This window comes from Novosphingobium tardum (assembly GCF_042652045.1).
GTDB classification, from domain to species: domain Bacteria; phylum Pseudomonadota; class Alphaproteobacteria; order Sphingomonadales; family Sphingomonadaceae; genus Novosphingobium; species Novosphingobium tardum.
On sequence record NZ_JBHSDR010000008.1, the window covers coordinates 260,973 to 287,285 of the forward strand.

Annotated in this window: 25 protein-coding genes and 1 riboswitch; of the genes, 19 read left to right on the forward strand and 6 right to left on the reverse strand. The window is 67.7% G+C overall.

Annotated features, from left to right (window positions below; translation table 11 throughout):
• The 5 genes from map to ACFO0A_RS15155 all read left to right on the forward strand — a co-directional run bounded on the left by map (position 1) and on the right by ACFO0A_RS15155 (position 4,603).
• The gene (gene map, locus ACFO0A_RS15135; RefSeq protein ID WP_379539985.1) at positions 1-759 is read left to right on the forward strand and encodes a type I methionyl aminopeptidase; all 759 of its coding nucleotides are present in this window, start codon (positions 1-3) and stop codon (positions 757-759) included.
• 105 nt (positions 760-864) lie between these two features.
• Positions 865-1,437: a hypothetical protein gene (locus tag ACFO0A_RS15140; RefSeq protein WP_379539987.1), complete on the forward strand. Its 573-nt coding sequence runs from the start codon at positions 865-867 to the stop codon at positions 1,435-1,437.
• Positions 1,438-1,602: 165 nt separating this feature from the next.
• Positions 1,603-3,801: a M3 family metallopeptidase gene (locus ACFO0A_RS15145; RefSeq protein WP_379539988.1), complete on the forward strand. Its 2,199-nt coding sequence runs from the start codon at positions 1,603-1,605 to the stop codon at positions 3,799-3,801.
• Between the two features lie 89 nt (positions 3,802-3,890).
• On the forward strand, positions 3,891-4,133 hold the full coding sequence (locus tag ACFO0A_RS15150; RefSeq protein ID WP_379539990.1) for a hypothetical protein: 243 nt from the start codon (positions 3,891-3,893) through the stop codon (positions 4,131-4,133).
• 275 nt (positions 4,134-4,408) lie between these two features.
• Entirely contained in the window at positions 4,409-4,603 is a 195-nt protein-coding gene (locus ACFO0A_RS15155; protein WP_379539992.1) for a hypothetical protein, read from the forward strand.
• An 8-nt stretch (positions 4,604-4,611) separates the two neighbouring features.
• Here ACFO0A_RS15155 and ACFO0A_RS15160 read toward each other — a convergent pair whose 3' ends face one another.
• Genes ACFO0A_RS15160 through ACFO0A_RS15175 form a run of 4 tightly spaced genes read right to left on the reverse strand, consistent with a single transcriptional unit; the run spans position 4,612 to position 9,123 of the window.
• Positions 4,612-5,367: an ABC transporter ATP-binding protein gene (locus ACFO0A_RS15160; RefSeq protein WP_379539994.1), complete on the reverse strand. Its 756-nt coding sequence runs from the start codon at positions 5,365-5,367 to the stop codon at positions 4,612-4,614.
• The gene (locus tag ACFO0A_RS15165; protein WP_379539996.1) at positions 5,364-6,323 is read right to left on the reverse strand and encodes a FecCD family ABC transporter permease; all 960 of its coding nucleotides are present in this window, start codon (positions 6,321-6,323) and stop codon (positions 5,364-5,366) included. The genes ACFO0A_RS15160 and ACFO0A_RS15165 overlap by 4 nt, the downstream gene beginning before the upstream one ends.
• On the reverse strand, positions 6,320-7,162 hold the full coding sequence (locus ACFO0A_RS15170; RefSeq protein ID WP_379539998.1) for an ABC transporter substrate-binding protein: 843 nt from the start codon (positions 7,160-7,162) through the stop codon (positions 6,320-6,322). Before ACFO0A_RS15170 ends, ACFO0A_RS15165 begins: the two co-directional genes overlap by 4 nt.
• 20 nt (positions 7,163-7,182) lie before the next feature.
• Positions 7,183-9,123 carry a TonB-dependent receptor plug domain-containing protein gene (locus tag ACFO0A_RS15175; protein WP_379540000.1) on the reverse strand — a complete coding sequence of 647 codons (1,941 nt, stop codon included), beginning with the start codon at positions 9,121-9,123 and terminating at the stop codon, positions 7,183-7,185.
• A gap of 134 nt (positions 9,124-9,257) precedes the next feature.
• Positions 9,258-9,456, reverse strand: a riboswitch (cobalamin riboswitch).
• A 168-nt stretch (positions 9,457-9,624) separates the two neighbouring features.
• Between ACFO0A_RS15175 and ACFO0A_RS15180 the strand changes: the two genes are divergently transcribed.
• The 11 genes from ACFO0A_RS15180 to gph all read left to right on the forward strand — a co-directional run bounded on the left by ACFO0A_RS15180 (position 9,625) and on the right by gph (position 21,660).
• Positions 9,625-10,740, forward strand: a complete 1,116-nt coding sequence (locus tag ACFO0A_RS15180; protein WP_379540002.1) for a cell wall hydrolase — start codon at positions 9,625-9,627, stop codon at positions 10,738-10,740.
• Between the two features lie 151 nt (positions 10,741-10,891).
• Positions 10,892-11,257 carry a hypothetical protein gene (locus tag ACFO0A_RS15185; RefSeq protein WP_379540003.1) on the forward strand — a complete coding sequence of 122 codons (366 nt, stop codon included), beginning with the start codon at positions 10,892-10,894 and terminating at the stop codon, positions 11,255-11,257.
• A gap of 206 nt (positions 11,258-11,463) precedes the next feature.
• Positions 11,464-12,426 (forward strand): malate dehydrogenase, encoded by a 963-nt coding sequence (gene mdh / locus ACFO0A_RS15190; RefSeq protein ID WP_379540005.1) that lies wholly within the window; start codon positions 11,464-11,466, stop codon positions 12,424-12,426.
• Between the two features lie 102 nt (positions 12,427-12,528).
• Positions 12,529-13,419 carry a succinate--CoA ligase subunit alpha gene (sucD, locus tag ACFO0A_RS15195; RefSeq protein ID WP_379540007.1) on the forward strand — a complete coding sequence of 297 codons (891 nt, stop codon included), beginning with the start codon at positions 12,529-12,531 and terminating at the stop codon, positions 13,417-13,419.
• Positions 13,420-13,640: 221 nt separating this feature from the next.
• Positions 13,641-16,484 carry a 2-oxoglutarate dehydrogenase E1 component gene (locus tag ACFO0A_RS15200; RefSeq protein WP_379540029.1) on the forward strand — a complete coding sequence of 948 codons (2,844 nt, stop codon included), beginning with the start codon at positions 13,641-13,643 and terminating at the stop codon, positions 16,482-16,484.
• A gap of 9 nt (positions 16,485-16,493) precedes the next feature.
• Positions 16,494-17,807, forward strand: coding sequence for a 2-oxoglutarate dehydrogenase complex dihydrolipoyllysine-residue succinyltransferase (gene odhB / locus ACFO0A_RS15205; protein ID WP_379540009.1), 1,314 nt, complete (start codon positions 16,494-16,496; stop codon positions 17,805-17,807).
• A 7-nt stretch (positions 17,808-17,814) separates the two neighbouring features.
• Entirely contained in the window at positions 17,815-19,218 is a 1,404-nt protein-coding gene (gene lpdA, locus ACFO0A_RS15210; protein WP_379540010.1) for a dihydrolipoyl dehydrogenase, read from the forward strand.
• Positions 19,218-19,676: a VOC family protein gene (locus ACFO0A_RS15215; protein ID WP_379540011.1), complete on the forward strand. Its 459-nt coding sequence runs from the start codon at positions 19,218-19,220 to the stop codon at positions 19,674-19,676. Before lpdA ends, ACFO0A_RS15215 begins: the two co-directional genes overlap by 1 nt.
• Positions 19,677-19,682: 6 nt before the next feature.
• A complete protein-coding gene (locus tag ACFO0A_RS15220) occupies positions 19,683-20,372 on the forward strand; it encodes a PepSY domain-containing protein (RefSeq protein ID WP_379540012.1) in 690 nt (229 codons plus the stop codon).
• Complete coding sequence (locus ACFO0A_RS15225; RefSeq protein WP_379540013.1) at positions 20,369-20,989, forward strand: trimeric intracellular cation channel family protein; 621 nt, start codon at positions 20,369-20,371, stop codon at positions 20,987-20,989. Before ACFO0A_RS15220 ends, ACFO0A_RS15225 begins: the two co-directional genes overlap by 4 nt.
• A gap of 2 nt (positions 20,990-20,991) precedes the next feature.
• Entirely contained in the window at positions 20,992-21,660 is a 669-nt protein-coding gene (gene gph, locus ACFO0A_RS15230; protein WP_379540014.1) for a phosphoglycolate phosphatase, read from the forward strand.
• 36 nt (positions 21,661-21,696) lie between these two features.
• Here the strand turns inward: gph and ACFO0A_RS15235 are convergent, their stop codons facing one another.
• Positions 21,697-21,837, reverse strand: coding sequence for a hypothetical protein (locus ACFO0A_RS15235; protein WP_379540015.1), 141 nt, complete (start codon positions 21,835-21,837; stop codon positions 21,697-21,699).
• Between the two features lie 767 nt (positions 21,838-22,604).
• On the opposite strand from ACFO0A_RS15235, the gene ACFO0A_RS15240 reads away from it, so the two are divergent.
• Genes ACFO0A_RS15240 through ACFO0A_RS15250 form a run of 3 tightly spaced genes read left to right on the forward strand, consistent with a single transcriptional unit; the run spans position 22,605 to position 24,644 of the window.
• Entirely contained in the window at positions 22,605-23,918 is a 1,314-nt protein-coding gene (locus tag ACFO0A_RS15240; protein WP_379540016.1) for a site-specific DNA-methyltransferase, read from the forward strand.
• The gene (locus ACFO0A_RS15245; RefSeq protein ID WP_379540017.1) at positions 23,915-24,256 is read left to right on the forward strand and encodes a DUF5681 domain-containing protein; all 342 of its coding nucleotides are present in this window, start codon (positions 23,915-23,917) and stop codon (positions 24,254-24,256) included. The genes ACFO0A_RS15240 and ACFO0A_RS15245 overlap by 4 nt, the downstream gene beginning before the upstream one ends.
• Positions 24,249-24,644 (forward strand): DUF5681 domain-containing protein, encoded by a 396-nt coding sequence (locus tag ACFO0A_RS15250; protein WP_379540018.1) that lies wholly within the window; start codon positions 24,249-24,251, stop codon positions 24,642-24,644. The genes ACFO0A_RS15245 and ACFO0A_RS15250 overlap by 8 nt, the downstream gene beginning before the upstream one ends.
• A gap of 623 nt (positions 24,645-25,267) precedes the next feature.
• Here the strand turns inward: ACFO0A_RS15250 and ACFO0A_RS15255 are convergent.
• On the reverse strand, positions 25,268-26,313 hold a 1,046-nt coding region (locus tag ACFO0A_RS15255; protein WP_379540019.1), incomplete at its 5' end, for a VCBS domain-containing protein.

Below are 26,313 nucleotides of genomic sequence, written 5' to 3' on the forward strand. Positions count from 1 at the left end.
ATGGTCAAGACTCCTGACGAACTCTCCCTGATGCGGGCATCGGGCAAGCTGCTTGCCCGGGTGTTCGAGATGCTTGACACGCAGGATTTGGCCGGCATGTCGACGATGGAGGTCAACGACCTCGTCGACCGGTTCATCACCGTCGATCTCGCCGCCCGCCCCGCCAGCAAGGGGCAGTACGGCTTCAAGTACGTGCTCAACTGCTCGATAAATCATGTCGTCTGCCACGGCGTGCCCGACGCGGAGGAAATCATCCGCGACGGCGACATCATCAACCTTGACATCACGCTGGAGAAGAACGGCTTCATCGCGGATTCGAGCAAGACCTACGTGGTCGGCAACGCCCCGCCCGCGGCGCGGCGGCTGGTCCGCGTGGCCCAGGAAGCGATGTGGCAGGGAATCCGCCAGGTCCGCCCCGGCGCGACGCTGGGCGACGTGGGCTTTGCCATCGAGCGCCACGCGAAGAAGCACGGCTACTCCGTCGTGCGTGAATATTGCGGCCACGGCATCGGGCGCGAGATGCACGAGGAGCCGCAGGTCCTCAATTTCGGCCGCAGCGGCACGGGCATGCGCCTGCGTGAAGGGATGGTCTTCACCATCGAGCCGATGATCAACCAGGGCACCCGGATGGTCGCGACCGAGGCCGACGGCTGGACCGTCGTCACCCGCGACCGCAAGCTTTCCGCCCAGTTCGAACATACGGTGGCGGTGACGCGGAGCGGGGTCGAGGTCCTGACCCTGCGCAGCGACGGAACCTGACGGACGTCGCCATGCGCCGGTGCCGATCCACCTTGCTTGCCTTCGCCCGCGTTTCGCGCGAACCTGCGTTGCGGCGCCGTCTCGGGATGAGGGCGCGGCGGGTCGATGGCAGGGGCTTCCTTGTGGAAGGGATCGGCGATGCGCTGGTTGGGTAACAGGGGATTTGCATCACGCTTCGGCGCGGTGGCGGCTGGCGGCGCGCTTGCCCTGGCGCTCGGCGCCGCGCGGCCGGCCCCGCCGCCTCCGCCCGGACCGTCCGGACCGCTTTCGGCGGCCGAGCAGGCCGCGGCGTTTCGCGCCGCTGGGTTCCGCAAGGTGGGATCGCAGTGGAAGGCATGCGGCGACCCCGGCCGGCCGGGCTACGAACCCGGCGTGATCGAGAGCGTGGCCGACCGTAACGGCGACGGGCTGCCCGAGGCGGTGATCACCGAGGGCAGCAACTACTGTTATGGCAACGTCGCCACGGGGTTCGCGCTTGTCAGCCGCCAGCCGGGCGGCGGGTGGAAGCTGATCTTCAGCAGCCCGGGCGTGCCCACGTTCCTGCCCAGTCACGGGGTGGGCAACTGGCCCGACATTTCCATCGGCGGCCCCTATTTCTGCTTCCCGGTGCGGCGGTGGGACGGCACGACCTGGGTGCCGCACGGCTTCCAGTATGCGGGCAAGCCCTGCACGAAATAGGTTTTGTCGGCCCCGATCAAAAACCTGCGCGAAGGCCGGTTTGTCACCTTGCGTTCAACTTGGTTTCTCCAGTAACCGCATTTCAGGCTCCCCCCGTCGCGGGATTGCGGAGCATCGATAAGGCGCCGGCAACGTCCGCAAGCGCCGGGTTGCAGGAGATCATTAATGCAGGCGAAGTTTCTCGTGAACGCGGCGCTTGCCGCGATGGCTGCCGGCGCGCTTGCCGGATGTGCCGGGATGGCCGAAAAGGGAGCCATGGCCACTGCTCCCGCCGATGCGGCCCCTGCCGCATATAATCCCGTGATCCCCGTCGGCACCGGCGTATTCGCGCAGGAATCCACGCTGCCGTTCCACGCGCCCGATTTCACCAAGATCAAGGACAGCGACTTCCAGCCCGCGATCGAGCAGGGCATCGCGATCAAGCGCGCCGAGATCGAGGCCATCGCCAACGACCCCGCCGCGCCGACGTTCGAGAACACGATCGTGGCGATGGAAAAGTCGGGCCAGATGCTCGACCGCGCCAACGCGGTGTTCAGCGCCGTCGTGGGCGCCAATACCAACGACTCGCTCGACGCGATCGATACGGCCACCTCGCCGCAGCTCGCCGCGCTCAACGATTCGATCTATCTCAACGATAAGCTGTTCGCCCGCGTGAAGGCGCTGCACGATGCCCAGGCGACGCTGGGCCTGACCCCCGATCAGGCTATGGTCCTGGGCAACGCCTATGACCGTTTCGTCCATTCGGGCGCGAACCTCGATCCTGCCGCCAAGGAGCAGGTGAAGGCGATCAACACCCGCCTTTCCTCGCTCTCGACAGAGTTCTCGCAGAAGCTGACCGCGGGGACCAAGGACGGCGCGCTGGTGGTCAAGGACAAGGCGGCGCTGGCGGGCCTTTCCGCCGCCGAGATCGCCGCCGCGGCCAAGGGCGGCACCGACCGCGGGCTTGCCGGCCAGTATGTTCTGCCGCTGCAGAACACCACGCAGCAGCCCGCGCTGGCGAGCCTTTCGAACCGGGCCACCCGCCAGGCGCTGTTCGAGAAGAGCTGGAACCGCTCCGAGCGCGGCGACGCAAACGACACCCGCGCCCTGATCCAGGAAATGGCGCAGCTGCGCGCGCAGAAGGCCAGGCTCCTCGGCTACCCCGACTATGCCAGCTATACGATGTACGACCAGATGGCGAAGGACCCGGCCACCGCGCTGTCGTTCATGAACGGCATGGTCCCCGCGCTCGCCGCCGCGCAAACCCGCGAGGCAGCCGAGTTGAACAAGGCCATCCGCGCGAGCGGCGGCAAGTTCGACGTCGAGCCCTATGACTGGGATTTCTATTCCGAGAAGGTCCGCAAGGCCAAGTACGACCTCGATGAAAGCCAGATCAAGCCGTACTTCGAGATCACCCGCGTGCTGGAGGACGGCGTGTTCTATGCCGCCAACCAGCTTTACGGCCTGACCTTCAAGAAGCGCACCGACATCCCGACCTACCACCCCGACGTGTCGGTCTATACCGTCTACGACCAGGATGGTTCGGAGCTGGCGCTGTTCTACTTCGATCCTTGGAAGCGCGACAACAAGCAGGGCGGCGCATGGATGTCTAACTTCGTCGAGCAGTCCAAGCTGCTCGGCATGAAGCCGGTCATCTACAATGTCGAGAACTTCACCAAGCCCGCCGCCGGCCAGCCCGCTCTGGTCAGCTTCGACGACGTGACGACGATGTTCCACGAGTTCGGCCACGCGCTGCACGGCATGCTGTCGAACCAGACCTACCCGTCTATCGCGGGGACCAACACCGCGCGCGACTTCGTGGAGTTCCCGAGTCAGTTCAACGAGAATTGGGCGACCGATCCCAAGGTTTTCGCCAGTTATGCCAAGCACTACCAGACCGGCAAGGTGATGCCCGCGGCGCTGATGGCCAAGATCGAGAAGGCGCGGACCTTCAACCAGGGCTATGCGCTGGGCGAGACGGTCACCGCCGCGCTGCTCGACATGAAGTGGCACGCGCTGCCCGCCGATGCGCCCAAGCAGGACGTCGATGCCTTCGAGAAGGCCGCCCTGGCGGCGACCGGACTGAAGGTCGACGACGTTCCGCCGCGCTATCGCACGAGCTACTTCCGCCACATCTGGGCCAACGGCTATTCCGCCGCGTACTATGCCTACCTGTGGACCGAGATGCTCGATCACGACGCGTTCCAGTGGTTCACCGACCACGGCGGCCTGACCCGCGCCAACGGCCAGCGCTTCCGCGACATGGTCCTCTCGCAGGGCCACAGCCAGGACTACGCCGTGATGTACCGCAACTTCACCGGGCGCGATCCCTCGGTCGCGCCGATGCTGAAGGCGCGCGGCCTCACCGCCCCCACGACCGACTGAGCCGACAACATGGCGCGCTGTGCGGCGTGCCACAAAAGCGTCTCACGAAAACGCTAAAGGGGTCTCCGACCGAACGTTGGAGACCCCCGTTGCGCCGCCTGCCCCTCCCGCCCGCCCACGACGAACGCCGGGCCCTGCGCCTGTGGGTCGAGGCGGTGTTCGGGCCGCTGCTGCCGCGCCGCACGGGGGCGCGCGAAGCGGCGATCGCCGCGCTCGTCGCGGAACCGCGGGTCGCCACGCTGCTCGCCGGCCGCCGCCCCTTGCGCGAAAGCGAGGAGGCGATCGCGCGGCTTGCCGCCGAAGCCTGCGCCACAAGCGCCATCGCGGCCTGAACGCACCGCCTGAACGCGCCAACTTAGAGCCCTGGCTGTGCGCTCGATCACAGCGCGTATCGCCCGCGCCCGCTAGATTGCGACCGTTCCGACGTTGGTGCGCCCCCGGCGCGCCGCGGCCCCGCGCCTGTACGCGGCAGGCCATTTTGTCGGATTCCTACAATTTAGGGCACCGCGCCTGTGGCATAAGATGGGCAACGCCGCGGCGGTGCCGACCTGTCAGAAGATCGCGCATCGCCGGACCCGGCCAAGTCCGTATCCGAAGGTTTCCTGCGATGAGCGTGTCCACCACCAACGACCACCGGCCCCCCGCCGCGGGACTGTTCGGTGGCTACCCTGCCGAGGTTCCCCCCGCCGATGCCGCGGGTGCAGAGGGCAAGGCCGGCGAGGCGAAGGCCGCCCCGCTCGCCAGCCGCGCGGCAAGCTTCAGCGAACTGTTCCTCGTCACCGGTCCGCGCCGCCACGCCTGAGGGCGAGGCTAGCCGACCGCCAGCGCCCGGGCGCCGGGTTCGCCCAGCCAGCGGGCCGACACGCCCCAGACCCGCTTCAGCACGCCCTCGTCCAGCGCAACCTCCGGCGCGCCGTCGGCGACGATCCGCCCGGCGTCGAGCACGAGCACCCGGTCGGCATGGTTCATCGCCTGCGCCAGGTCGTGCAGTACCAGGATCACGCCGATCCCGTCGCTGCGCGCGGCGTGGCGAAAGTGCGCGACCAGCGTCGCGGCATGGGCAAGGTCGAGGCTGGCGAGCGGCTCGTCGGCCAGGATCCACGCCGGGGTGCCTGCCAGCACCCGCGCCAGCAGCGCGCGCGCCCGTTCCCCGCCCGACAGGCGGCTGACCCGGCGCGCGGCAAAGGCTTCGAGATCGAGCGCGGCGAGCGCCGCCGCGACGGCCGCCTCGTTCTCGGCCGGGGAAGCCCGCCACGGCAGGCGACCCAGCCCGGCCAGCGTCGCCACGTCGATATCCCACGCGATCTCGCCGGCTTGCGGCAGGTAGCCGAGCGTTCGTGCCCGAAGGTCGCGGTCGAGCGAGGCCAGCGGCTGATCGTTTAGGGTGACCGTGCCGCTGTCGGGCGTCCGTAGACCCGCCAGCGCGGCGAGCAGGGTCGACTTGCCCGCGCCGTTCGGGCCGCAGATCGCGGTGACCTCCCGCGCGCGCAGGACCGCGTCGACGCCCGCCAGGACTGAGCGCCCGCTGAGCGAGACGGCGAGCCCCACGCTGGCGAGCGCGGTCATGCCAGCCCCCGGCGCAGGCGCAGTAGCAAAGCGAGGAAGAACGGGGCGCCGAGCAGCGACAGCGCGATGCCTAGCCGCAACTCGCTGTCCAGCGGCGCGACCCGGCACAGTGCATCGGCGACGAGGACGAGCAGCGCCCCCGCCAGCGCGCTCGGCAGCAGCAGCGAGGACGGGCGGCGGTCGGTGAACGGACGGACGAGGTGCGGCACGATCAGCCCGACGAAGCCGATGATCCCGGCAACCGCTACGCCCGCCCCCACCGCGAGACCCACCCCGGCGACGATCGTCCACTGCAGCCGCGCCGGGTCGAGGCCGAGCGAGCGGGCCGCGTCATCGCCCAGGCTTAGCGCGTCGAGCCCGCGTCCTGCGCGCGACAGAAGGGCGAGTCCCACAAGGGTCGGCGGCGCGGCGAGCCACAGGTCGCTCCACGACCGGTCGGTCAGCGCGCCCATCAGCCAGCTCACGATCTCACCCAGCGCCCAGGGGTTGGGAGCGAGGCTGATCGCCAGGCTGGTGAGCGATCCAGCAAGACTGGCGATCATCATCCCGGCGAGGGTAAACAGCGCCACGCCGCCGCTGCGCCCGGCGATCAGCGCCAGCGCAGCCATCGCCGCCGCGGCGCCGGCAAAGGCGAAGGCGGGGAGCAGGAACGGCACCGCGCCAAGCCCGAAGAACAGCGCGAGCACCGCGCCCAGCGCGGCGCCAGGCGCAATCCCGAACAGGCCGGGGTCGGCGAGCGGATTGCGCAGGTAGCCCTGCATCGCCGCGCCCGACCCGCCCAGCCCCGCGCCGATCGCCAGTGCCAGCAGCGCGCGCGGCAGGCGAAGCTGCGCAAGGATCGGCACCGCGTTCGCCACGTTCGGGTGGAACGGGTCGATCCACACGCGCCCGGCGAGCAGCGTCAACGGAAACGCGACTGCCAGCGCGGCGCACAGGAAGGCGACCGACCGGTTCATCGCGGCAGTTCCCGCCGGATGGCAGCCAGCCGCGCCGCTGCCCGAACGATGGTCGGCCCGCCGCAATAAAGCAGGACCGGGTCGAGGTTGCGCCGCGCCGCGCCAAGCGTGGCGAGCGCGGGATGGGCCAGCATCCGCTCCTCGCGCGCCGCGGTATCGCCGGCGACCAGCAGCACCGCCGGCGGTCCGGCAAGCAGATCTTCCAAGGCAAGGCGCTGGCCCTGCCCCAGCCCGCGCGCCGGCGCGGCGTTGACGAAACCCGCGTGGGCTAGCAGCGCCGCGATCAGGCTGTCGTCGCCCGCGACAAGCCCACCGGCCTGCCAGACAACGGCGGAAACGGGGCGCGTTCCGGGCGGCGGCGCGGCAGCGGCAAGCGCCGTCTCGATCCGCCCGACCAGGGCCTCACCCCGCTCGGGATGCCCGGCCAGGCGGGCGAGGACGCGGACCTGCGCCTCGCTTGTCGCCACGTCGGTCGCGATGGGCAGCCGCGCAACGTGCAGGCCGAGCCGCGCGAACGAGGCAGCGCTGGCGGGCGGGAGGAAGCTGCTGGCGACCACGAGATCGGGATCGAGCGCGACGACTTCCTCCACCGTGCCGCCGGTCGCGGCGAAGCGGCGCGCGACCGCCGGGTCCATCGAACTGGCGCGCGGGTCGTGACTATAGGCCGAGATGGCAAGGATCTGGCCGGGGTCCGCCACTTCGGCCAGGATCGCATCGCTGCACGGATTGAGGCTGACTATCGTCGGCCTATTGCCATGCGACGCGCGCGGCGCCTCGTTCCGAGGCTGGGCGCAGCCGGCGAGGCACGCGGCCAGCGCCAGCGAGGCTACCACCCGCACGGGGACGAGGCGCCGCGCGTTCAGAACCGCGCCCTTACCCCGCCGAACGCGCTGCGCCCCGCGGTGCCGTATCCTGCGGCGGTCTGGTAGGTGACGTCGAACAGGTTCTCTACCCGCCCGAACAGTTCGAACCGCTGCCCCAGCGGCAGTGCAGCGCGCACCGTGGTCAGTGCATAGCCGTCGAGCCGGGTAAAATTGCCCGCATCGTCGTAACTGTCGCTCACCAGACGCAGGTCCGCGCCCAGCGCCAGCCCGCCGAGCGGCGTTGCCCAGTCTCCGGCCAATGTCAAAGCGTGGCGGGGGCGGCGGGCAAGGTCGTTGCCGGTGGCGCGGTTGGTTGCGTGGACATAGCTGTAGGCGGCGCTGGCGGAGAAATGCTCGCCCAGCCGCGCGCCCAGTTCAGCCTCGATCCCTTCAGCGCGGGCGCGGCTGACGTTGTCGTACGTGCCGAACGGCCGATTGGCGCAAAGCGGCGCGCTGCTGCCGAAGCACGACACGAAATCGATCAGATCGCGGCTGTCGCGCCGAAACGCGGTGAGGCTGAAATGCAGCGGACCGCCGCGCTCCCCGCGCTCCACCCCCAGGTCAAAGCTGCGGCTGCGTTCGGGATCGAGCGCGGCGTTGCCGTAGTCGGAGAGAAGCTGAAACAGTGTCGGCGCCTTGAATCCTTCGCCGTAGCTGGCCCGCACCCGCCATGCTTCGTTCAAGGCAAGATTGGCGTTGGCGCCCAGCGTTACCGCGCTGCCGAAACGGCTGTGATCGTCGATCCGCGCGCCCGCCGCCACCGTCAGGCGCGAACCGTACCAGCCGAGCAGCGCATGCCCGCTCGACAGCCGGGCACGGGCCCGGGCATCGTAGGTCGTGGAGAAGCGCGTCCACTCGCTGTCCGCCCCGAAATCGAGCGCGAACGCGGAAGGAAGCGCGGCCCTGCCGAACAATTCGGCGCGCGTGCTCCGCCCGCGCGTGGTGTAGTAGCTGTCGGGCCCGATGGCAGGATCGAACAGTTGGCGGCGGGTATCCGAGCGGGCGAGCCCGGCGTTGAGCGACAGCCCGCCCGCATCGTAAAGCGCGCCGACCCGGCCCGAAGCCTCGCGCGTCTTCTGGTACTCGGCGGTATCGTCGAAAACGAAATAGGTCGGCGGGGGATAGCCGTCGATCTCGAGCCGGCCGCGCGCATAGCGGCCGGTTGCAGTCAACGCGAAACCGGGGGCAAGCTCGGCGCGGAGCCGCCCGGTTCCCTGATACTGGCGGAAGCCGTCGGGCTCGGTGCCGATCGTGGCGGCGGAAAAGCCGTCGGTGCGGAAATAGCTGCCGGCCAGCGCGCCCGACAGCGCGCCCGCGCTGCCTCCTGCGCTGGCGGTCGCGTAGCGGCTGTCGTTCGCGCCATACTCGGCAGAGGCCGTCACGCCCTCGGGCGCGGCGGTCGTGATCGCCATGACCCCGCCGATCGCCTGGCTTCCCCAGACGACGCTGTTGGACCCGCGCAAAAGCTCGATCTTGCCGATGCTTCCTGCGGTCAGGTTGCCGAAGTCGAACCCGCCGCCCGGCGCGGCGACTTCGGCAACGCGCACCCCGTCGACGAGGACGAGGAGCTGTTCCGCATCGGCGCCGCGCACGCGCACGCCGGTGAAGCCGCCGGCCCCGCCATTGCGGGTGATCGTGACGCCGGGTGCGCGTTCGAGCACGCGGGCAAGGTCCGGACCCTGGATGGCGGCGATCTCGTCCGCCCCGATCACGGTTACCGGCTGGCCGCTTTCATCGTTCGGCAGCGCGGTGCCGGTGGCGGTGACGGTGATGAGATCGTCGCGCGACGGACCGGCGATGGTAGCGTCGGCAGAGGCCTGCGCCTGCGCCGGCATTGCGGCGGCGAGGGCGATGGTCAGTCCGAACGCCGGCAATGGCGCAGCGCCGCGCAGGATCGCGCGGTGGCGCGCGAGGCTGCGACATTCGCCAGAACTCACGGATTTTTGGTAACGGGACAAGTACTTCATGGGCAGACCTCCAGCCTCGAACGAAGTCGTTCGTGGCGGATGGCGCGCGGAATTGCGGCCGCCCTGCTGCCTCCGGTGCACCCCGCCCGGCGGCTGAACGACCGTTACGGGCAGGTCTCCTGGCTCCCGGGTCGTCATCCCCCGTCCGCCTTCCCACCTGCGCGGTTGGCCCGCGCGGGCAGTGGCCTAGTGGACAGGACACTCGCCGGTCACAGTTGCGGGGGCAGCGCAGGCTTTCATCCTGCTTCCCTCTTAGGTCCGGCCTTGCCCCGCCGAAGCGGCACGCGGTCGGACAACCTGTAACGTCGGCGTCCCCCTATGGCGCGCGCACCGCTCGCGCAAGCGCTCCTTAACCGGTGCACGATAGGATCGCGCGCTGTGCCGCTGCGGGACGGCGGCCACGCTCCGGGTGCGCCGCCGCCGCCGGCGCGCTAGCGACGCCCCGCAATTCAAGGACTTGACCGCCTGACTATGACCGCCGCCGCCTGCCCCGCTGCCGATCCGCCGCCCGCGGATTTCGCGCTGCGCCTGGCGCGCGGGGGTCCGAGCCTGCGGGCCCGGCTGCGCCGCCGCGAGGCTCCGCGCCGCGCCCGCGTGGCGGGGCTGCTGGCGCTACTCGTCGCGATACTCGCCTGGGGGCCGCTGGGCCTGGCAGGCGCGGTGGTCGAGCCTGCGACCGCGCGCGCCGCGGGTTCGAGGCTCCTGCCGTTCGAGCAGCCGGGCCAGAGCTTTCCCGGCTCGGCGTTCTACTATCTCGCGCCCGATAGCGGCGTGGTGTCCGCCACGCCTGCCTCGGCCGCGCTGGTCGCTCCGCCGGCCGGGGCGCAGCCGCTCGACGCGGCTCTGGGCGACGCGGTGGCGCGGCCGGTCACGCTGGCGGGCACCGCCACCGACCGTTTGCGCGCGCTTCAGTGCCTGACCGCCGCGGTCTATTACGAGGCGGCGACCGAACCCGATGCCGGGCAGCGCGCGGTGGCGCAGGTCGTCCTCAACCGCGTCGCCCACCCGGCTTATCCCAAGAGCGTGTGCGGGGTGGTCTATCAAGGGTCGGAGCGGCCGGGGTGTCAGTTCACTTTCGCCTGCGACGGCTCGATGGCGCGGCTCCCGGCGCGGGCATGGTGGCTGCGTGCCCGGTCCGTGGCCGAGGACGCGCTGTCGGGCGCGGTCTATGCCCCGGTCGGCCTCGCGCTCAACTATCACACCAGCGCGGTCCACCCCGTCTGGGCCGACCGGCTCGCTTTCATCGGCACGATCGGCGCGCACCGGTTCTATCGCTGGTCGGGCGCCGCCGGGCAGCGCGCGGCTTTCAGCGGCGCCTACCTGGGCGGCGAGCCCGTCCCCGGCCCGCATCCGCGCGTGTGGACCCCGGCCGATCCTGCCGCCAGCGACCCGCTCGCGCTCGCCGCGGCGTTCGAGGCAGCGCGCGTCGAGGCTGTGCGGCAGGCTAGTGCGTTCGCTCCCGCACCGGCCGCGGCGAGTGCCGCCGCAACAGCCGCCCCGGCCGCTCCCGACAGGCTTCCGGCAGCGTCCGCGATCCGCGAGGAATACCGCGACAGCGGCAAGTGGATCGCCCAGCCGGGCGGTTGAGCAAGGCTCAAGTCCAACCATCGCTGACAGGCCACGACCCGTCGCTTCGGGGCATGGTTAACGCACCGCAACCATATCGGCCTACCGAAAATTCAGCACTTCGGAGGCAAGGATACGGACCCCTCAAGACCCCAGCCCCCGGAGTCTAACAATGTCGCATAATTCCGCTCCCGCCCCCGTCGGGCGGCGTCCCTCGCTGTCGCTCTGCGCAATTGCCAGCCTACGCGACAAGCCGCCGCCGGCCAATGACAACCGCCCCACTCTCAGGCACACCCAATCGCCCGCCAACGACGCCCTTGCCGGCGACATGTTCCTGGGCGACGCCCTGCGCCTATTCGCCGCGCGCGGACTTGGGGCCGCGCGCCACGCCGCCGAGTGCGCGATGCACGCCATCGCCGAAGGCGACCGCAACGGTTTCGTCGAATGGCTCGGCATATGCAGGACGCTCGATCGCCGTCTCGCGGCGACGCTCGTCGCCCGTTACGGCATCGACGGCCGGCGCGAGGCACGCCGCTAGCCCGCGCGCGGCTTTTCGCTACTGCGAACCATTATCACAGGCGCATTGCAGCCCCCACTTTTCGGGGGTTGCAATGCCCTTGCCCCAAGCCTAGGGCAGCCCGGTTCGCCGGGCGTCATCCCTCTCGCGGGTAGGCATGGCATGGCCCAAACAGCCCCGGAATTTCCCGGGATGCAGACCCGCCGTCACGGGAAGGCCCAGGCTCAATGGCACGCAAGAAGATCGCGCTGATCGGCGCCGGCAACATCGGCGGCACGCTCGCCCATCTCGCCGCGCAGAAGGAACTGGGCGACATCGTCCTGTTCGACGTGGTCGAGGGCGTGCCCCAGGGCAAGGCGCTGGACCTGTCGCAGTGCGGCCCGGTCGAGGGTTTCGACGCCAGGATCACCGGCTCGAACGATTACGCCGACATCGCTGGGGCCGACGTCATCATCGTCACCGCCGGTGTCGCCCGCAAGCCGGGGATGAGCCGCGACGACCTGCTCGGCATCAACCTCAAGGTGATGAAGGCCGTGGGCGAAGGCATCAAGGCCAACGCGCCCGGCGCCTTCGTCATCTGCATCACCAACCCGCTCGACGCGATGGTCTGGGCGCTGCGCGAATTCTCGGGCCTGCCGCACAACATGGTCGTCGGCATGGCCGGCGTGCTCGACAGCGCGCGCTTCAGCCACTTCATCGCCGACGAGTTCGACGTGTCGGTGCGTGACGTGAACACGTTCGTCCTCGGCGGCCACGGCGATACGATGGTCCCGGTGGTGCGCTACTCCACCGTCAACGGCATCCCCGTTCCCGACCTCGTCAAGATGGGCCTGTCGAGCCAGGACAAGATCGACGCGATCGTCAAGCGCACGCGCGGCGGCGGCGGCGAGATCGTCGCCCTGCTCGGCACCGGCTCGGCGTTCTATGCGCCCGCGGCCAGCGGCATCGCAATGGCCGAAGCCTATCTCGGCGACCAGAAGCGGATCCTGCCCTGCGCCGCTTACGTCAACGGCCAGTACGGCGTCGACGACCTCTATGTCGGGGTGCCGGTGATGATCGGCGCCGGCGGGGTCGAGAAGATCGTCGAGATCGAGCTGGACGACGCCGACAAGGCGGGCCTCCAGGTCAGCGTCGACGCGGTCAAGGAACTTCTCGTCGCCTGCAAGGGCATCGAGCCCAGCCTCAACTAAGCGCATGCGTCCCCGCTTCGGCGGGGACTTCTCTTCCCCCAATGGGCTGGCGGCAAGCGGCCCGAGGTTCCCGTCCACGCGGGGACACGCATGGAGAACCGAATGTCCATTCTCGTCGACAAGAACACCAAGGTCATTACCCAGGGGATGACCGGCGCGACCGGCACCTTCCACACCGAGCAGGCGCTGGCCTATGGCACCCAGATGGTCGCCGGCGTGACCCCGGGCAAGGGCGGCGAGACGCACATCGGCCTGCCGGTCTATGACACCGTGGCCGAAGCGAAGGCCAAGACCGGCGCGACCGCGAGCTGCATCTACGTGCCGCCGCCGTTCGCCGCGGATTCGATCCTCGAAGCGATCGACGCCGGGATCGAGCTGATCGTGACGATCACCGAAGGCATTCCCGTGCTCGACATGGTGCGCGTCAAGCGCGCGCTTTCGGGCAGCAAGAGCCGCCTGATCGGCCCCAACTGCCCCGGCGTACTGACCCCGGGCGAATGCAAGATCGGCATCATGCCGGGCTCGATCTTCTCCAAGGGCAACGTCGGCGTCGTCAGCCGCTCGGGCACGCTGACCTACGAGGCCGTTCACCAGACCACGATGGCGGGCCTGGGCCAGACCACTGCGGTCGGGATCGGCGGCGACCCGGTCAACGGCACCAACTTCATCGACGTGCTCGAGCTGTTCCTGGCCGACGACGCGACCCAGTCGATCATCATGATCGGCGAAATCGGCGGCTCGGCCGAGGAAGAGGCGGCGCAGTTCCTGAAGGACGAGGCCCGTCGCGGCCGCCGCAAGCCGATGGTCGGCTTCATCGCCGGACGCACCGCGCCTCCGGGCCGCCGCATGGGCCACGCCGGGGCGATCGTCTCGGGCGGCCAGGGCGGCGCCGAGGACAAGATCGCGGCGATGGAAGCCGCCGGCATCCGCGTTTCGCCCTCGCCCAGCGAACTGGGCACGACACTCGCGGCGATGCTGAAGGAAATGGCATAAGCAGCGCCAGTCCCCGCGCAGGCGGGGACTGGCGTTTGCAGACGACCTGACCCGGTGCGTCGAGCGACAGCGGGGTGGAGTGTCCGGGTTCGAAAGTTTCGAGAACATTCGCGGCGCCCGGGCGTTCGAATGCGAATGAAGAAATTGAACGATTGACCGCACGCTGCGTCGTGCCTTGACGAGAAAGGTCTCCGCCCCGGCGGCGACACACGGGTATGGACATGGGCCAAGAGCCGCAACCGCACGAATTTGAAGCCTTGCCGGGTCTTGGAATGGACGAGCCCCAGCAGGGCCCGTCATGGCAGCGCGCGAGCTGGCCCGCGACCGATCCGGCGGCAGACGACGACCTGACCGCCGCGCTCGATCCCCTGGCGATGAGCGTTGCGATCAAGGCCGCGGCGGCCAAGGCCGGCGGCGCCATATCCGAGGCCGAGGTCGAGCAGGCGGCCAGCGACAGCATCCGCGCGATGATGCTCATCCGCACCTATCGGGTGCGCGGCCACCTTGCCGCCAACCTCGACCCGCTGGGCCTGACCCAGCGTGAACTGCCCGCCGACCTGACGCCCGAATACCACGGCTTCACCGGCGCGGCGCTGGACAAGAAGGTCTATCTCGGCGGCGCGCTGGGCCTGCAATGGTCGACAGTGCGCGCGCTGGTCGAGACGCTGCGCGCCAATTACTGCGGCCATGTCGGCATGGAATACATGCACATCGCCGACGTGGAGGAGCGCCGCTTCCTCCAGGAGCGGATGGAAGGCGCGGACAAGTCGATCGACTTCACGCCCGAGGGCAAGAAGGCGATCCTGGCCGCGGTGATCCGGGGCGAGCAGTACGAGAAGTTCCTTGGCCGCAAGTATGTCGGCACCAAGCGCTTCGGCCTCGACGGCGGGGAATCGATGATCCCCGCGCTCGAGGCGATCATCAAGTACGGCGGCCAGCTCGGCGTGAAGGAAATCGTCTACGGCATGTCGCACCGCGGCCGGCTGAACGTGCTCGCGAACGTGATGGCCAAGCCCTATCGCGTGATCTTCCACGAATTCTCAGGCGGCTCGGCCAATCCCGACGACGTCGGCGGTTCGGGCGACGTGAAGTACCACCTCGGCACCTCGACCGACCGCGAGTTCGACGGGATCAAGGTCCACATGAGCCTGGTCCCCAACCCCAGCCACCTCGAGGCGGTGGACCCGGTCGTCCTAGGCAAGGTCCGCGCGACGCAGGTCCTGCGCGACGACGTGACGAAGCACGAGCAGGTCCTTCCCGTTCTCATCCACGGCGACGCCGCCTTCGCCGGGCAGGGCATCGTGTGGGAGTGCTTCGGCTTTTCGGGCGTACGCGGCTACAACACCGGCGGCACGATCCACTTCATCGTCAACAACCAGATCGGGTTCACCACCAGCCCGCAGTACGCGCGCTCGTCGCCCTATCCGTCCGACGTGGCGAAGGGCGTCCAGGCGCCCATCCTTCACGTCAACGGCGACGATCCCGAAGCGGTGACCTTTGCCTGCAAGCTGGCGATCGACTTCCGCCAGAAGTTCAAGCGCGACGTGGTGATCGACATGTGGTGCTACCGCCGCTTCGGCCACAACGAAGGCGACGAGCCCAGCTTCACCCAGCCGCTGATGTATGACCGCATCCGCGCCCACCCGCCGATCAGCGCGCTTTATGCCGAGCGGCTGGCCGCAGAGGGCGTGATCGACACCGGCTGGGCGCAGGGCACCGCCGACGCCTTCGTCGGGCACCTGGAAACCGAGTTCGAGGGCGCCAAGACCTACAAGCCGAACGAGGCCGACTGGTTCGCCGGGCGGTGGAGCGGGCTGAACAAGCCGGCCGACCCCGTGGGCGCGCGCCGGAACATCGACACCGGTATCGACCGCAAGCTGTTCGACAGCCTCGGCCGCACCCTGACCACGGTTCCCGACACGATCCAGATCCACAAGACCTTGGCCCGCGTGCTCGACGCCAAGCGCGAGATGTTCGCCAGCGGCACCGGCTTCGACTGGGCCACGGGCGAGGCGCTGGCGTTCGGTTCGCTCCTGTCCGAAGGCTTCGGCGTTCGCCTCTCGGGCCAGGATTCGGGCCGCGGCACCTTCAGCCAGCGCCACGCGGTGTGGGTGGACCAGACCGACGAGCACAAGTACGTGCCGCTGTGGTCCGTCCCCCACGGGCGGTTCGAGGTGCTCGACAGCCCGCTGTCCGAATTCGGCGTGCTTGGCTTCGAATACGGCTATGCCCTGACCGACCCCAAGACGCTGGTGCTGTGGGAAGCGCAGTTCGGCGATTTCGCCAACGGCGCGCAGACCATCATCGACCAGTTCATCGCCGCGGGCGAGGCCAAGTGGCTTCGCGCCAACGGCCTCGTGCTGCTGCTGCCCCACGGCTACGAAGGCCAGGGGCCGGAGCACAGCTCGGCCCGGCTCGAGCGGTTCCTCCAGCTCTGCGCGCAGGACAACCTGCAGGTCTGCAACATCACCACCCCGGCCAACTATTTCCATGTCCTGCGCCGGCAGATGTTGCGGTCGTTCCGCAAGCCGCTCGTCATCATGAGCCCCAAGTCGCTGCTCCGCCATCCGATGGCCAAGAGCGCGGCGGCGGACTTCGTCGGCGAAGGCCACTTCATGCGGATCCTGTCCGATCCGAACCCGCCCGCCGACGAGGCGGTCAAGCGGCTGGTGCTGTGTTCGGGCAAGGTCGCCTACGACCTGATCGAGGCACGCGACGCGGCCAAGCTTTCCGACACGGCGATCGTGCGGATCGAGCAGATCTATCCCTTCCCCGAGGAAGCGCTGGCCAAGCGCATCGGCCGGATGACCGCGCTCGAGGATGTCGTCTGGTGCCAGGAAGAGCCGCGCAACAACGGCGCCTGGTTCTTCGTCGAAGGCTGCATCGAACAGTCGCTGGCGCATGCCGCCAGCAAGGTCGCACGGCCCCGCTACGCCGGCCGCGCGGCTTCCGCTTCGCCCGCGACCGGCTTCGCCAGCCGCCACCAGAGCGAACAGGGCGCGCTCATCGCAGATGCGCTGGGCCTGTCGGTCCGCAACGAAATCCGCCGCCGCAAGCAGGCCTGAGGAAGAACCATGTCAGCCGAAGTCAAAGTTCCCACGCTGGGTGAAAGCGTTACCGAGGCAACCGTCGGCCAGTGGCTCAAGCAGCCCGGCGATCCGGTCAAGCTCGACGAGCCCATCGCCAGCCTCGAGACCGACAAGGTCGCGGTCGAGGTGCCTTCGCCGGTCAACGGCGTGATGGGCCAGCAGCTCGTCAAGGAGGGCGACACCGTGTCGGTCGGCGCGGTCCTCGCGACGATCGAGGATGGCGTCGCCGCGGCGGGCAACACTCCCGTCACTCCGCGCGAAGAGGCTGCCCAGCCGCCCGCGTCCGACAGCATCGCCCCCAAGACCGTGCCCGCCGCTGCGCCCGAAGCCGCGCCCGCGCCAGCACCGGCACCTACCCCCGCGCAAGCTCCGGCAGCCGCGCCCGCTCCGGCCGCCGCCTTCGACGCCGCCGCGCTTTCGCCCGCCGTGCGCCGCGCGGTTCTCGAACACGGGATCGACCCCGCCACGGTCAAGGGCACCGGCAAGGACGGCCGCCTGACCAAGGAAGACGTGCTGAGCGCGGCGCAGGCCAAGCCCGCCGCGCCCGCCGCCGCTCCCGAGGAAGCCGCACCCGCCCCGGCGGCTGCCCCCGCTCCCGGCCGCGCAGAGGAACGCGTGCGCATGACCCGCCTGCGCCAGACCATCGCCAAGCGGCTGAAGTCGGCGCAGGACACCGCCGCCCTCCTCACCACCTTCAACGACGTCGACATGAGCGCGGTGATCGCGGCGCGCGAGAAGTACCGCGACAGCTTCGAGAAGAAGCACGGCGTGCGCCTCGGCTTCATGGGCTTCTTCGCCAAGGCCGCGTGCCTGGCGCTGAAGGACGTGCCCTCGGTCAACGCGCAGATCGATGGCGAGGAGATCGTCTATCACGATTACGTCGACATCTCGGTGGCGGTCTCGGCCCCCAACGGCCTCGTCGTGCCGGTTGTCCGCGATGCCGACAAGCTGGGCTTCGCGGGTATCGAAAAGGCCATCGGCGCCTTCGGCAAGAAGGCCAAGGACGGCACGCTGACGATGGACGACATGAAGGGCGGCACCTTCACCATTTCGAACGGCGGCGTGTTCGGCAGCCTGATGTCGACCCCGATCATCAACCCGCCGCAGTCCGCGGTGCTCGGCCTCCACCGGATCGAGGACCGCCCGGTCGTCGTCGACGGGCAGATCGTGATCCGCCCGATGATGTATATCGCGCTGTCCTACGACCACCGCCTGATCGACGGGCGCGAGGCGGTGACCGCGCTCAAGATCATCAAGGACGCGATCGAGGATCCGACCCGGATCCTGATCGATTTGTGAGGCGATAATGGCTGACACCTACGACTACGACGTCCTGATCATCGGCGCCGGCCCGGGCGGCTACGTCGCCGCGATCCGCGCCGCGCAGCTTGGCCTGCGCACCGCCTGCGTCGAAAGCCGCGAGACGCTGGGTGGGACCTGCCTCAATGTCGGCTGCATCCCGTCCAAGGCGCTGCTCCACGGCTCCGAACTGTTCGAGGAAGCCCACGGCGGCGCGCTCGCCAAGTTCGGGGTGAAGCTCGGCTCGGTCGAGCTAGACCTGCCGCAGCTCCAGGCCGAAAAGGCGAAGGCGGTCAAGGAACTGACCGGCGGGATCGAGTTCCTGTTCAAGAAGAACAAGGTCACCTGGCTGAAGGGAACCGCAAAGTTCACCGGGGCACACACGGTGGACGTCGGCGGGCAGGCGGTAACGGCGAAGGACATCGTCATCGCCACCGGCTCGTCGGTCACCCCGCTCAAGGGCGTGGACGTGGACAATGCCGGCGGCGTGATCGTCGATTCCACCGGCGGTCTCGCGCTGGAACGCGTACCCGAACACATGGTGGTGATCGGCGGCGGCGTGATCGGCCTCGAGCTCGGCTCCGTCTGGCGCCGGCTTGGCGCAAAGGTCACCGTCGTGGAATTCCTCGACCAGCTCCTGCCCGGCATGGACGGCGAGGTCCGCAAGGAAGCCGCCAAGCTGTTCAAGAAGCAGGGCATGGACCTGATGCTCTCGACCAAGGTCACCGGCGCGAGCGTAAACGGCGGAAAGGCCACGCTGACACTCGAACCCGCAGCGGGCGGCGAGGCCACCACGCTCGAGGCCGATTGCGTGCTCGTCTCGATCGGGCGGCGGCCCAATGTCGATGGTCTCGCCATCGAAACCATCGGGCTGGAGCTGAACAAGCGCGGACAGATCGACACCGACCACGAATTCCGCACCAGCGTCGACGGCGTGTGGGCCATCGGCGACGTGATTCCCGGCCCGATGCTGGCGCACAAGGCCGAGGACGAAGGCATCGCCGTCGCCGAGAACATCGCCGGGCAAACGGGTATCGTGAACCACGCTGTGATTCCTTCGGTCGTCTACACGATGCCCGAAATCGCCGGCGTCGGCCTGACCGAGGAAGACGCCAAGGCGGCAGGCGAGATCAAGGTCGGCAAGTTCCCGATGCTCGCCAACAGCCGGGCCAAGACCAACCGCGACACCGACGGTTTCGTGAAGGTGATCGCCGACGCAATGACCGACCGGGTGGTGGGCGTCTGGATCGTCGCCAGCGTTGCCGGGACGATGATCGCCGAAGCCGCGCTGGCCATGGAGTTCGGCGCGACGAGCGAGGACATCGCCTATACCTGCCACGCTCACCCCACGCACCCCGAAGCGCTCAAGGAAGCGGCGATGGCGGTGACCGGCAAGCCGATCCACATCTGATGGCGGGCGGGGGCCAAGCGAGCGGGGCGGCGGACGAGCGGCCCTTGCGCCCCTTCCACCTCGCCTTTCCGGTTCACGACATCGCCGCCGCCCGTGCATTCTGGGGCGGAACGATCGGCTGCCCCGAAGGGCGCAGCGCGGACGACTGGGTGGATTTCGACTTCTACGGCCATCAGATCGTTGCCCATCTCGCGCCTGAGCGCGCCGCCGAGGCCTCGAATCCGGTCGATGGCCACGAAGTACCGGTTCCGCATTTCGGGATCGTCCTGGCGATGGATGAATGGCGGGCGCTTGCCGACCGCCTGACCGCCGCCGAAACCGCGTTCGTAATCGAGCCCCACGTTCGCTTTCCCGGCGAAGTGGGCGAGCAGGCGACGATGTTCTTTCGCGATCAGTCGGGCAACGCCATCGAGATGAAGGCGATGGCCGACCCCGCCCGGCTCTTCGCAAGGGACTAGCGCCCCATGGCACGCCGCCTGTGGATGCAGCGCTTTGCGCGGTGGCACATCTGGCTCGGCTGGCTGGTTGCCGTACCGATGCTCCTGTGGGTGGCCAGCGGCCTGTTCATGGTCATCAAGCCGATCGACGAGGTTCGCGGCGAAAACGTCCGTGCCCGCGCCGCATCGATGGAGGCGACCGGTCTCGTCCTGCCGCGCCTGTCCGGACCGGTCGATGCGGTCGCGCTGGTCAGCGAACCCGCCGGACCAACCTGGATCGTGCGCAGCGGAACGGCCGAGCCACACCGCTATTCGGCCCGCGACGGGCGGGATCTGGGCACGGTCAGCGCGGCCGAGGCGCGGACAATCGCGGCGGCAGCCTACGCCGGCCCGGGCCGGATCGAGGCATTGCGCCGGTTCACGGCGGACACGTCCCCGCTCGACCTGCGCAAGGCACGGCCAAGCTGGCAGGCCAAGTTCTCGGACGGCACTCACGTCTATGTCGACGCGGGAACGGGCGAAGTGCTGGCGTTTCGCACCCGGTTCTGGCGCGCCTACGATCTCATGTGGGGCCTGCACATCATGGACCTGCAGACGCGCGAGGACCCGCATCACCCGATCCTGATCCTGTTCGCGGCGCTCGCGCTGGCGGGTAGCGTGATCGGCACGGTCCTTCTGTTTCGCCGTCGCCGCTCCCCCGTCAGAGCTGCGAGATGATTTCCGCGCACGCCCTTCCCACGCTTCCCCCGGCGGCCGACCTTGCCGGCATCGCGGTCTTCGCGCTTTCAGGGGCACTGCTCGCCGCGCAATTGCGCCAGACGTTCGTGACGATGGTGTTCTTCGCGCTCGTCACCGGGGTTGGCGGCGGCACGGTGCGCGATCTACTGATCGGCGCTCCGGTGTTCTGGGTCCGCGATCCCTGGGTCGCGCCGGTCTGCCTGACCACGGCGCTCGTCGCTTGGTTCACACCGACCCGCTGGTGGGAAGGCCGCTTTCTGGAGTGGGCGGACGCGGTCGGCCTTGCCGCCTATGCCGTCATCGGCAGCGCCAAGGCGCTGGCCTGGGGGGTCGAGCCTGTCCCGGCATGGATGATGGGGGTGATAACGGGCTGCGTCGGCGGGATCATCCGCGACGTGCTGGCGGGCCGCCCTTCGATCCTGATGCGGCCCGAACTCTACGTGACCGCCGCCGCGCTTTCCGCGGCGGTCTGCATTGGCGGGACTGTCGCGGGATTGCCCGGCGCCCTCGTCTGGCCGCTCGCCGCCTTCGCCGGCTTCGCCCTGCGCGGCGCGGCGCTGGCCCGCGGCATCGCGCTTCCCGGCTATCGCGGCTGACCGTGCGCGAGGAGCGTCTGCGCTTTCGCACCGTGGTCTTCGACCTCGACGGCACGCTGGCGGACTCTTCGCCCGATCTCGCCGCCGCGCTGAACGTGGCGCTGGCCAGGCTCGGCCGCGCCCCGCAGCCGCTTGCCGAAGTGCGCACGATGATCGGTTACGGCGCGCGCGCGATGTTGCGACGCGGGCTCGAGGTGACCGGCGGCGCGGACGATGCGCTGATGGCAGCGGGCTTTCGGGTGCTGATCGACCATTACACCGCCCACATCTGCGATGCGACGCAGCCCTATGCCGGGGTGGACGATGCGCTGACCGCACTGGCGGACCAGGGCATCGCGCTGGCCGTCTGCACCAACAAGCCCCGCGGCCTGGCAGTGCAGCTGATCGGCGCACTGGGCTGGGCAAAGCGTTTCGCTGCCGTGATCGGCGGCGATTCACTGCCAGTCGCCAAGCCCGATCCCGCGCCGCTCCACCTCGCGATCGAACGCGCGGGTGGCGGCCCGGCGGCAATGGTCGGGGATTCGATTATCGACATACGAACCGCGATTGCGGCCGGCGTGCACAGCGTGGCGGTCAGCTTCGGCTTCGCCGACCGTCCCGCCGACGAACTTGGTGCCGACCGGGTGATCGACAGCTTTGCCGGGCTGATCCCCGCTCTCGCGGAACTCTAGTTCGCCGCTTCACGGGTGCTCCAGCGCGTGACCCGCCTAGCGGCTGCGCTTGTTGCGCCGCGAGCGGTAGATCCGGTCGGGGTTGCGCTCCAGCCATTCGGAACGAAGCTTGAAGATGCAAAGCCCGAGCAGCCCGAGGCAGGCGAAGAGCAGGACGAAGTTCAGGACGGACGACATAGAGAGCTTTCGGATTTGCTTTCGCGCATAACGCCCGAATTGCCATTCCGTGCCGACAAACGCGGATTATGCGAAAACGCCTATCCAGCGTTCGATCCGCGAGGGACTAATGCGTCCCCATATCAAAGTCCGCGTAGCGCCTAAGCCATTGATATCTGGTGCGCCATGTAGTCCTCAGCGAACTAGTCTCTGACTCGAAATTCCCATTAAACGCGATTTTTACGGGAATTTTCCGCATACTCAGCCGTCGAGCGCCGTCAGGGCCTTGCAAACCCCGCCTGTTCTGCCGTGCGAGGCTCAGCGCGCCTGCGTTAACGCTTGTGGGAATTGGCTCTTCGCGTTGCGGGAATTCGAATTTGCGAAGAAGCATGGCACGAGGCCCCCTCTACCCCGTGCCAACCCGACGCGGCTGGGCAATCCCACAATGCCAGCCCGGTCGATCGCCCAACGCCGCGCGCGCGCAGCCAGCAAGATCTTGAGGTCGCGCGGGCGGCGGGACAATGAATCGCTGGCACGACCGCTTTCGCGCTGGAGGGAACCATCACCCCGCGCAATTCGGGGGCCGCCATGGGGTTGCACCGAGCCAAGCCCCGTGCGCCGCGCGGATCTGCAAAATGTTCGCCAGCCCTTGGCCCTCCGTCGCTGCGATATTTTCATTCCTGCAACTATGGGGAACCCAGGTCGGGTGGATAAGCTGGGGGTCCGGCGCCGAAGGCACTGCCCACCCGGTGAGGACGAGCACGTTAACCGTCTACCCGGAGGCCACCATGTCAGTTCCCGACCATGTCCAGATCAACGGCATCGAAGTCCGCTACCTGCCCGCCGCGTCGCTGACGCCGCACCCCCAAAACGCCAATACTCACAGCGCCAAGCAGATCGGGCTGATTGCGCGCAGCATCGAGAGCTTCGGCTGGACCAACCCGATCATCGTCGACGAGACCGGCCTCGTCCTGGCCGGGCACGGCCGCCTGCGCGCGGCGGCCAAGCTCGGCATCGCCGAGGTTCCGACGATCACGCTCGCGCACATGACCCCTGCGCAGAAGCGCGCCTATATCATCGCCGACAACCGCCTGTCAGAAGTCGGCGGGACCTGGGATCGCAAGCTGCTCGCGCGCGAGCACGAGGCGATCCGCCTCCTCGATCCGGAGTTCGACCTCACCACCACGGGGTTCGAGATGGAGGACATCGAGATCATGTTTGATGGCCTGGCAGGCGCGGGGCCAGACACGGTCGTCGAGGTCGACCGGTCGCAGCCGGCCGTGTCGCGCCTTGGCGACCTGTGGCTGCTCGGCGAGCACCGGTTCTACTGCGGCAACGCGCTGGAAGCGAAGAGCTACGAGGCGCTGCTCGGCGGCGAGAAGGCCCAGATGGTGATCACAGATCCGCCCTACAACGTGAAGATTGGCGGGCACTGCGTTGGCAAGGGCAAGCACCGCGAGTTCGTCATGGCCGCGGGCGAGTTGTCCCGCACCGAGTTCGCCACGTTCCTCACGACAGCATTCGGGCACCTCGTTGCTCACAGTGCCGACGGCTCGATGCACTTCCTCTTCATGGACTGGCGCCACATGGCCGAGATGGTTCTCGCGACGAGCCAGTACGCCGAGCAGAAGAACCTCATCGCTTGGGACAAGATCGCGGCCGGCATGGGCTCGTGTTACCGCTCGCAGCACGAGCTCGTCTGGGTGATGAAGAGCGGCACCGCCCGGCACATCAATAACTTTGGCCTGGGCGAGCGCGGCCGCCACCGCACCAACGTGTGGTCGTACCAGGGGATGAGCGGGGCGTCCGCCGGCCGCGCCGAGCTGCTCGCACTGCACCCGACGGTGAAGCCGCTCGCGCTCATAGTTGATGCGCTTCACGATTGCTCGAGAAAGGGCGGGCTCGTACTCGACTGCTTTGCCGGCTCGGGCACCATTCTACTGGCGGCCGAACGGACCGGGCGGCGGGCAGCTGCAATGGAGCTAGACCCGCTTTATGTCGACGTCGCGATCCGCCGCTGGGAAGCTGACACTGGCAAGAAAGCAGTCCTCGCGAAAATCGGGCTCACGTTCGCGCAAGTCGAGAAGGAGCGCCAGGTATGACCCGCAAGTCCACCGCCAAGGCGGCAGGCAAGCCCAACCTCGGCCAGTTCAGGAAGGGACGGCGCCCGCACAACAAGATCTCCGAGCCCCTGACCAACTCGTTGTCCGAACTGATCCAGGTCGTTGGCAATGAGCGGCGCAAGGTCAGGAAGGACGGGATCGAGGTCGAGATGAGTCTCCAGGAAGCGACCTTGCGCCGGCTGGTCGAGGAAGCGGTCAACGGCAAGCCACAGGCCGTCAAGGAAGTGGTCAGGTTGATGCAGAAGTACCCTGCGATGACACGGACCACCACGGAGCGCGTGATTATCACCATCCGCGGAGCCCTCGCTAATGTCTGATAGCCCAGTCCAGCCGCGCAGCTCTGACGCTGCCAACGTCGAGCTGCGCGTTGGCTACAAGCGGCCGCCGCGCCAGCACCAGTTCAAGAAGGGGCACCGGCCGAAGCCGCGCAAGCCAAAGCCAGTGACGATGCCGGAGACACCGGGTGAATGCCTGATGCGTATTTTGGACAAGGAGCGCCGGACTGTGATCGGTCGCAAGGTCCGTTGGATTTCCAACGCGCAGCTCGTCATCGAGCGGGCATTTCAACTCGCAAACAAGGGCAGCGCCACATTGCGGACGCTCCTGCTGGCATTGGTCTTTGCTGACGAACCCACGACGGCAGATGCAGGCGAGCGCCCCGTAACCATCGTGTTCGAGCGCCCTGATGAAGCCGCGCCAGCCTGACAGGAAGCATCGGGACTCAGGGCTGGACTTCGTGTCACCAGTCCGCATCCTGCAACTAGCCATAAGGAGCTGATGTGATGTTAGTCGATCCCCCTCCTGACCCGCTCGATCTGGCCGCCTGGGACAGGTTGATCGGCGTGCTAGATCCGAGCGATCCTCTCCAACGAGCTGTCAGGAGGTCGCTTGAGGCCGAACGCGCATTCTTTGCCAGGCCCCAACCTCCGCGGATTGCGGGACAGGCGGGCCCGTCGTTGGCGGAGCGCTTGCGCAGTTCGCGCGCGCTGAAGACCTTGAGGGTCGGCGAAACCCCTAAGGCAAGCGAGGACTAGGACAAACTCGGCTCCTTCGTCCGGATTCCGACAGGGTGAGTCGCCCGACAGCGATTGAGATCCTTCATAGCTGCCGCTTTGCCGTAGCGTTGGCTGATCGTATCCCGCTCTAATGCCAGCATGCCATCAACCCAGGGACGTGATGACGATGGCAGTTAGCCGCGCCTGCCCCTTCCCGGCGGGCTAATGATGTCCCTCATAGATGCGCCACAGTTCAATTGGCTAAGCGATACGCCAAATCGGCAGGGCGGGGTGACTTACGTCGAAATCACTACCGGTCGCTAGCTTCGCTCTTCATGGCAAGCCGCTTGGATTGATAACTCCCAAGAAGTCTGTGAAGTCCACCGACGGCGCACCGTTCAATGTCAACATGAACTCCGCTGTCGAGACGTTACCGTCGGTGTCTCCATATACGACTGTAGTCCCACCATCATTCTGATACCAAAGCCCATGGGCGGTTGCCGCTGTTCCACCGTATACGAACTGCTGTGTCCCAGAAGCCGAGGAGTCAGCGTCGAAAGCAGAAAAGTCAAAACTGTCATCGGCATGAGAGAAATCACTAATCGTATCGTTTGTGTCAAATGATGACAAAAATTTGAAGATGTCAGCGCCTTGGTTGCCGGTGAGGAAATCTGCGCCATATCCCCCAATAATTAGATCGGCATCTTGATCGCCCGTGATCGTGTCGTTGCCGGATCCACCATAAAGATTGTCCATGCCCGATCCGCCAATGAGAGTATCATTGCCTGTCCCGCCATAAACTGTGTCGTTCCCCTGACCGCCTGTGAGGGTATCTGTACCGCCCCACCCATAGATGCTGTCGGCTCCTCCCTTCATGTCGATAACGTCAGCTCCGGATGTTCCATAGACGACGTTGTCATTATTCAGCTGTCCGCCGGTAACTTGTGCGTAAGGAGTTCCACCATTAGTGAAATTGTCGAAGTCATTGGGATCGCCAGCACCGGTGTAGGTACTTGGTAGAATCACGCTCACTATGTCTGTGTGGCCGGCGATTGTGACGGACACCGTTCTGGATGTGCCGTCGGTCGTCGAGATGTTGAAGGTGTCGATGAGTGACTGACCGTCGTTCAATGCATTCACCATACTGTGTGCATTGTTTAAGTTATACGTCCAATGGCCGGTCGCATCGACCGTAAAGGTGCCATATCCTTGGATGGATGCAGTTGGTGCGGCAGTCGCAACCCAGTTGTCGGCTGTCCCATCAACATCAGTCGAATTCAGATCGCCTGACGCACTCGAAACAGATGAGTCCTCGATAACGCTGCCCGTCGCCGTGCCGCTGATCGTCGCGTTGTCATTCGTCCCGGTGATGTTGACCG

What these genes read in the sequence shown, in the direction of transcription:
- map (WP_379539985.1), top strand. Translation starts at nt 1, where the DNA reads ATGGTCAAGACTCCTGACGAACTCTCCCTGATGCGGGCATCGGGCAAG.
- ACFO0A_RS15225 (WP_379540013.1), top strand. Translation starts at nt 20,369, where the DNA reads ATGATTTCCGCGCACGCCCTTCCCACGCTTCCCCCGGCGGCCGACCTT.
- ACFO0A_RS15160 (WP_379539994.1), bottom strand. Translation starts at nt 5,367, where the DNA reads ATGACCGCGCTCGCCAGCGTGGGGCTCGCCGTCTCGCTCAGCGGGCGC.
- ACFO0A_RS15165 (WP_379539996.1), bottom strand. Translation starts at nt 6,323, where the DNA reads ATGAACCGGTCGGTCGCCTTCCTGTGCGCCGCGCTGGCAGTCGCGTTT.
- ACFO0A_RS15185 (WP_379540003.1), top strand. Translation starts at nt 10,892, where the DNA reads ATGTCGCATAATTCCGCTCCCGCCCCCGTCGGGCGGCGTCCCTCGCTG.
- ACFO0A_RS15220 (WP_379540012.1), top strand. Translation starts at nt 19,683, where the DNA reads ATGGCACGCCGCCTGTGGATGCAGCGCTTTGCGCGGTGGCACATCTGG.
- ACFO0A_RS15145 (WP_379539988.1), top strand. Translation starts at nt 1,603, where the DNA reads ATGCAGGCGAAGTTTCTCGTGAACGCGGCGCTTGCCGCGATGGCTGCC.
- ACFO0A_RS15240 (WP_379540016.1), top strand. Translation starts at nt 22,605, where the DNA reads ATGTCAGTTCCCGACCATGTCCAGATCAACGGCATCGAAGTCCGCTAC.
- ACFO0A_RS15215 (WP_379540011.1), top strand. Translation starts at nt 19,218, where the DNA reads ATGGCGGGCGGGGGCCAAGCGAGCGGGGCGGCGGACGAGCGGCCCTTG.
- mdh (WP_379540005.1), top strand. Translation starts at nt 11,464, where the DNA reads ATGGCACGCAAGAAGATCGCGCTGATCGGCGCCGGCAACATCGGCGGC.
- odhB (WP_379540009.1), top strand. Translation starts at nt 16,494, where the DNA reads ATGTCAGCCGAAGTCAAAGTTCCCACGCTGGGTGAAAGCGTTACCGAG.
- ACFO0A_RS15235 (WP_379540015.1), bottom strand. Translation starts at nt 21,837, where the DNA reads ATGTCGTCCGTCCTGAACTTCGTCCTGCTCTTCGCCTGCCTCGGGCTG.
- lpdA (WP_379540010.1), top strand. Translation starts at nt 17,815, where the DNA reads ATGGCTGACACCTACGACTACGACGTCCTGATCATCGGCGCCGGCCCG.
- ACFO0A_RS15180 (WP_379540002.1), top strand. Translation starts at nt 9,625, where the DNA reads ATGACCGCCGCCGCCTGCCCCGCTGCCGATCCGCCGCCCGCGGATTTC.
- ACFO0A_RS15155 (WP_379539992.1), top strand. Translation starts at nt 4,409, where the DNA reads ATGAGCGTGTCCACCACCAACGACCACCGGCCCCCCGCCGCGGGACTG.
- ACFO0A_RS15200 (WP_379540029.1), top strand. Translation starts at nt 13,641, where the DNA reads ATGGGCCAAGAGCCGCAACCGCACGAATTTGAAGCCTTGCCGGGTCTT.
- ACFO0A_RS15250 (WP_379540018.1), top strand. Translation starts at nt 24,249, where the DNA reads ATGTCTGATAGCCCAGTCCAGCCGCGCAGCTCTGACGCTGCCAACGTC.
- ACFO0A_RS15245 (WP_379540017.1), top strand. Translation starts at nt 23,915, where the DNA reads ATGACCCGCAAGTCCACCGCCAAGGCGGCAGGCAAGCCCAACCTCGGC.
- ACFO0A_RS15140 (WP_379539987.1), top strand. Translation starts at nt 865, where the DNA reads ATGGCAGGGGCTTCCTTGTGGAAGGGATCGGCGATGCGCTGGTTGGGT.
- sucD (WP_379540007.1), top strand. Translation starts at nt 12,529, where the DNA reads ATGTCCATTCTCGTCGACAAGAACACCAAGGTCATTACCCAGGGGATG.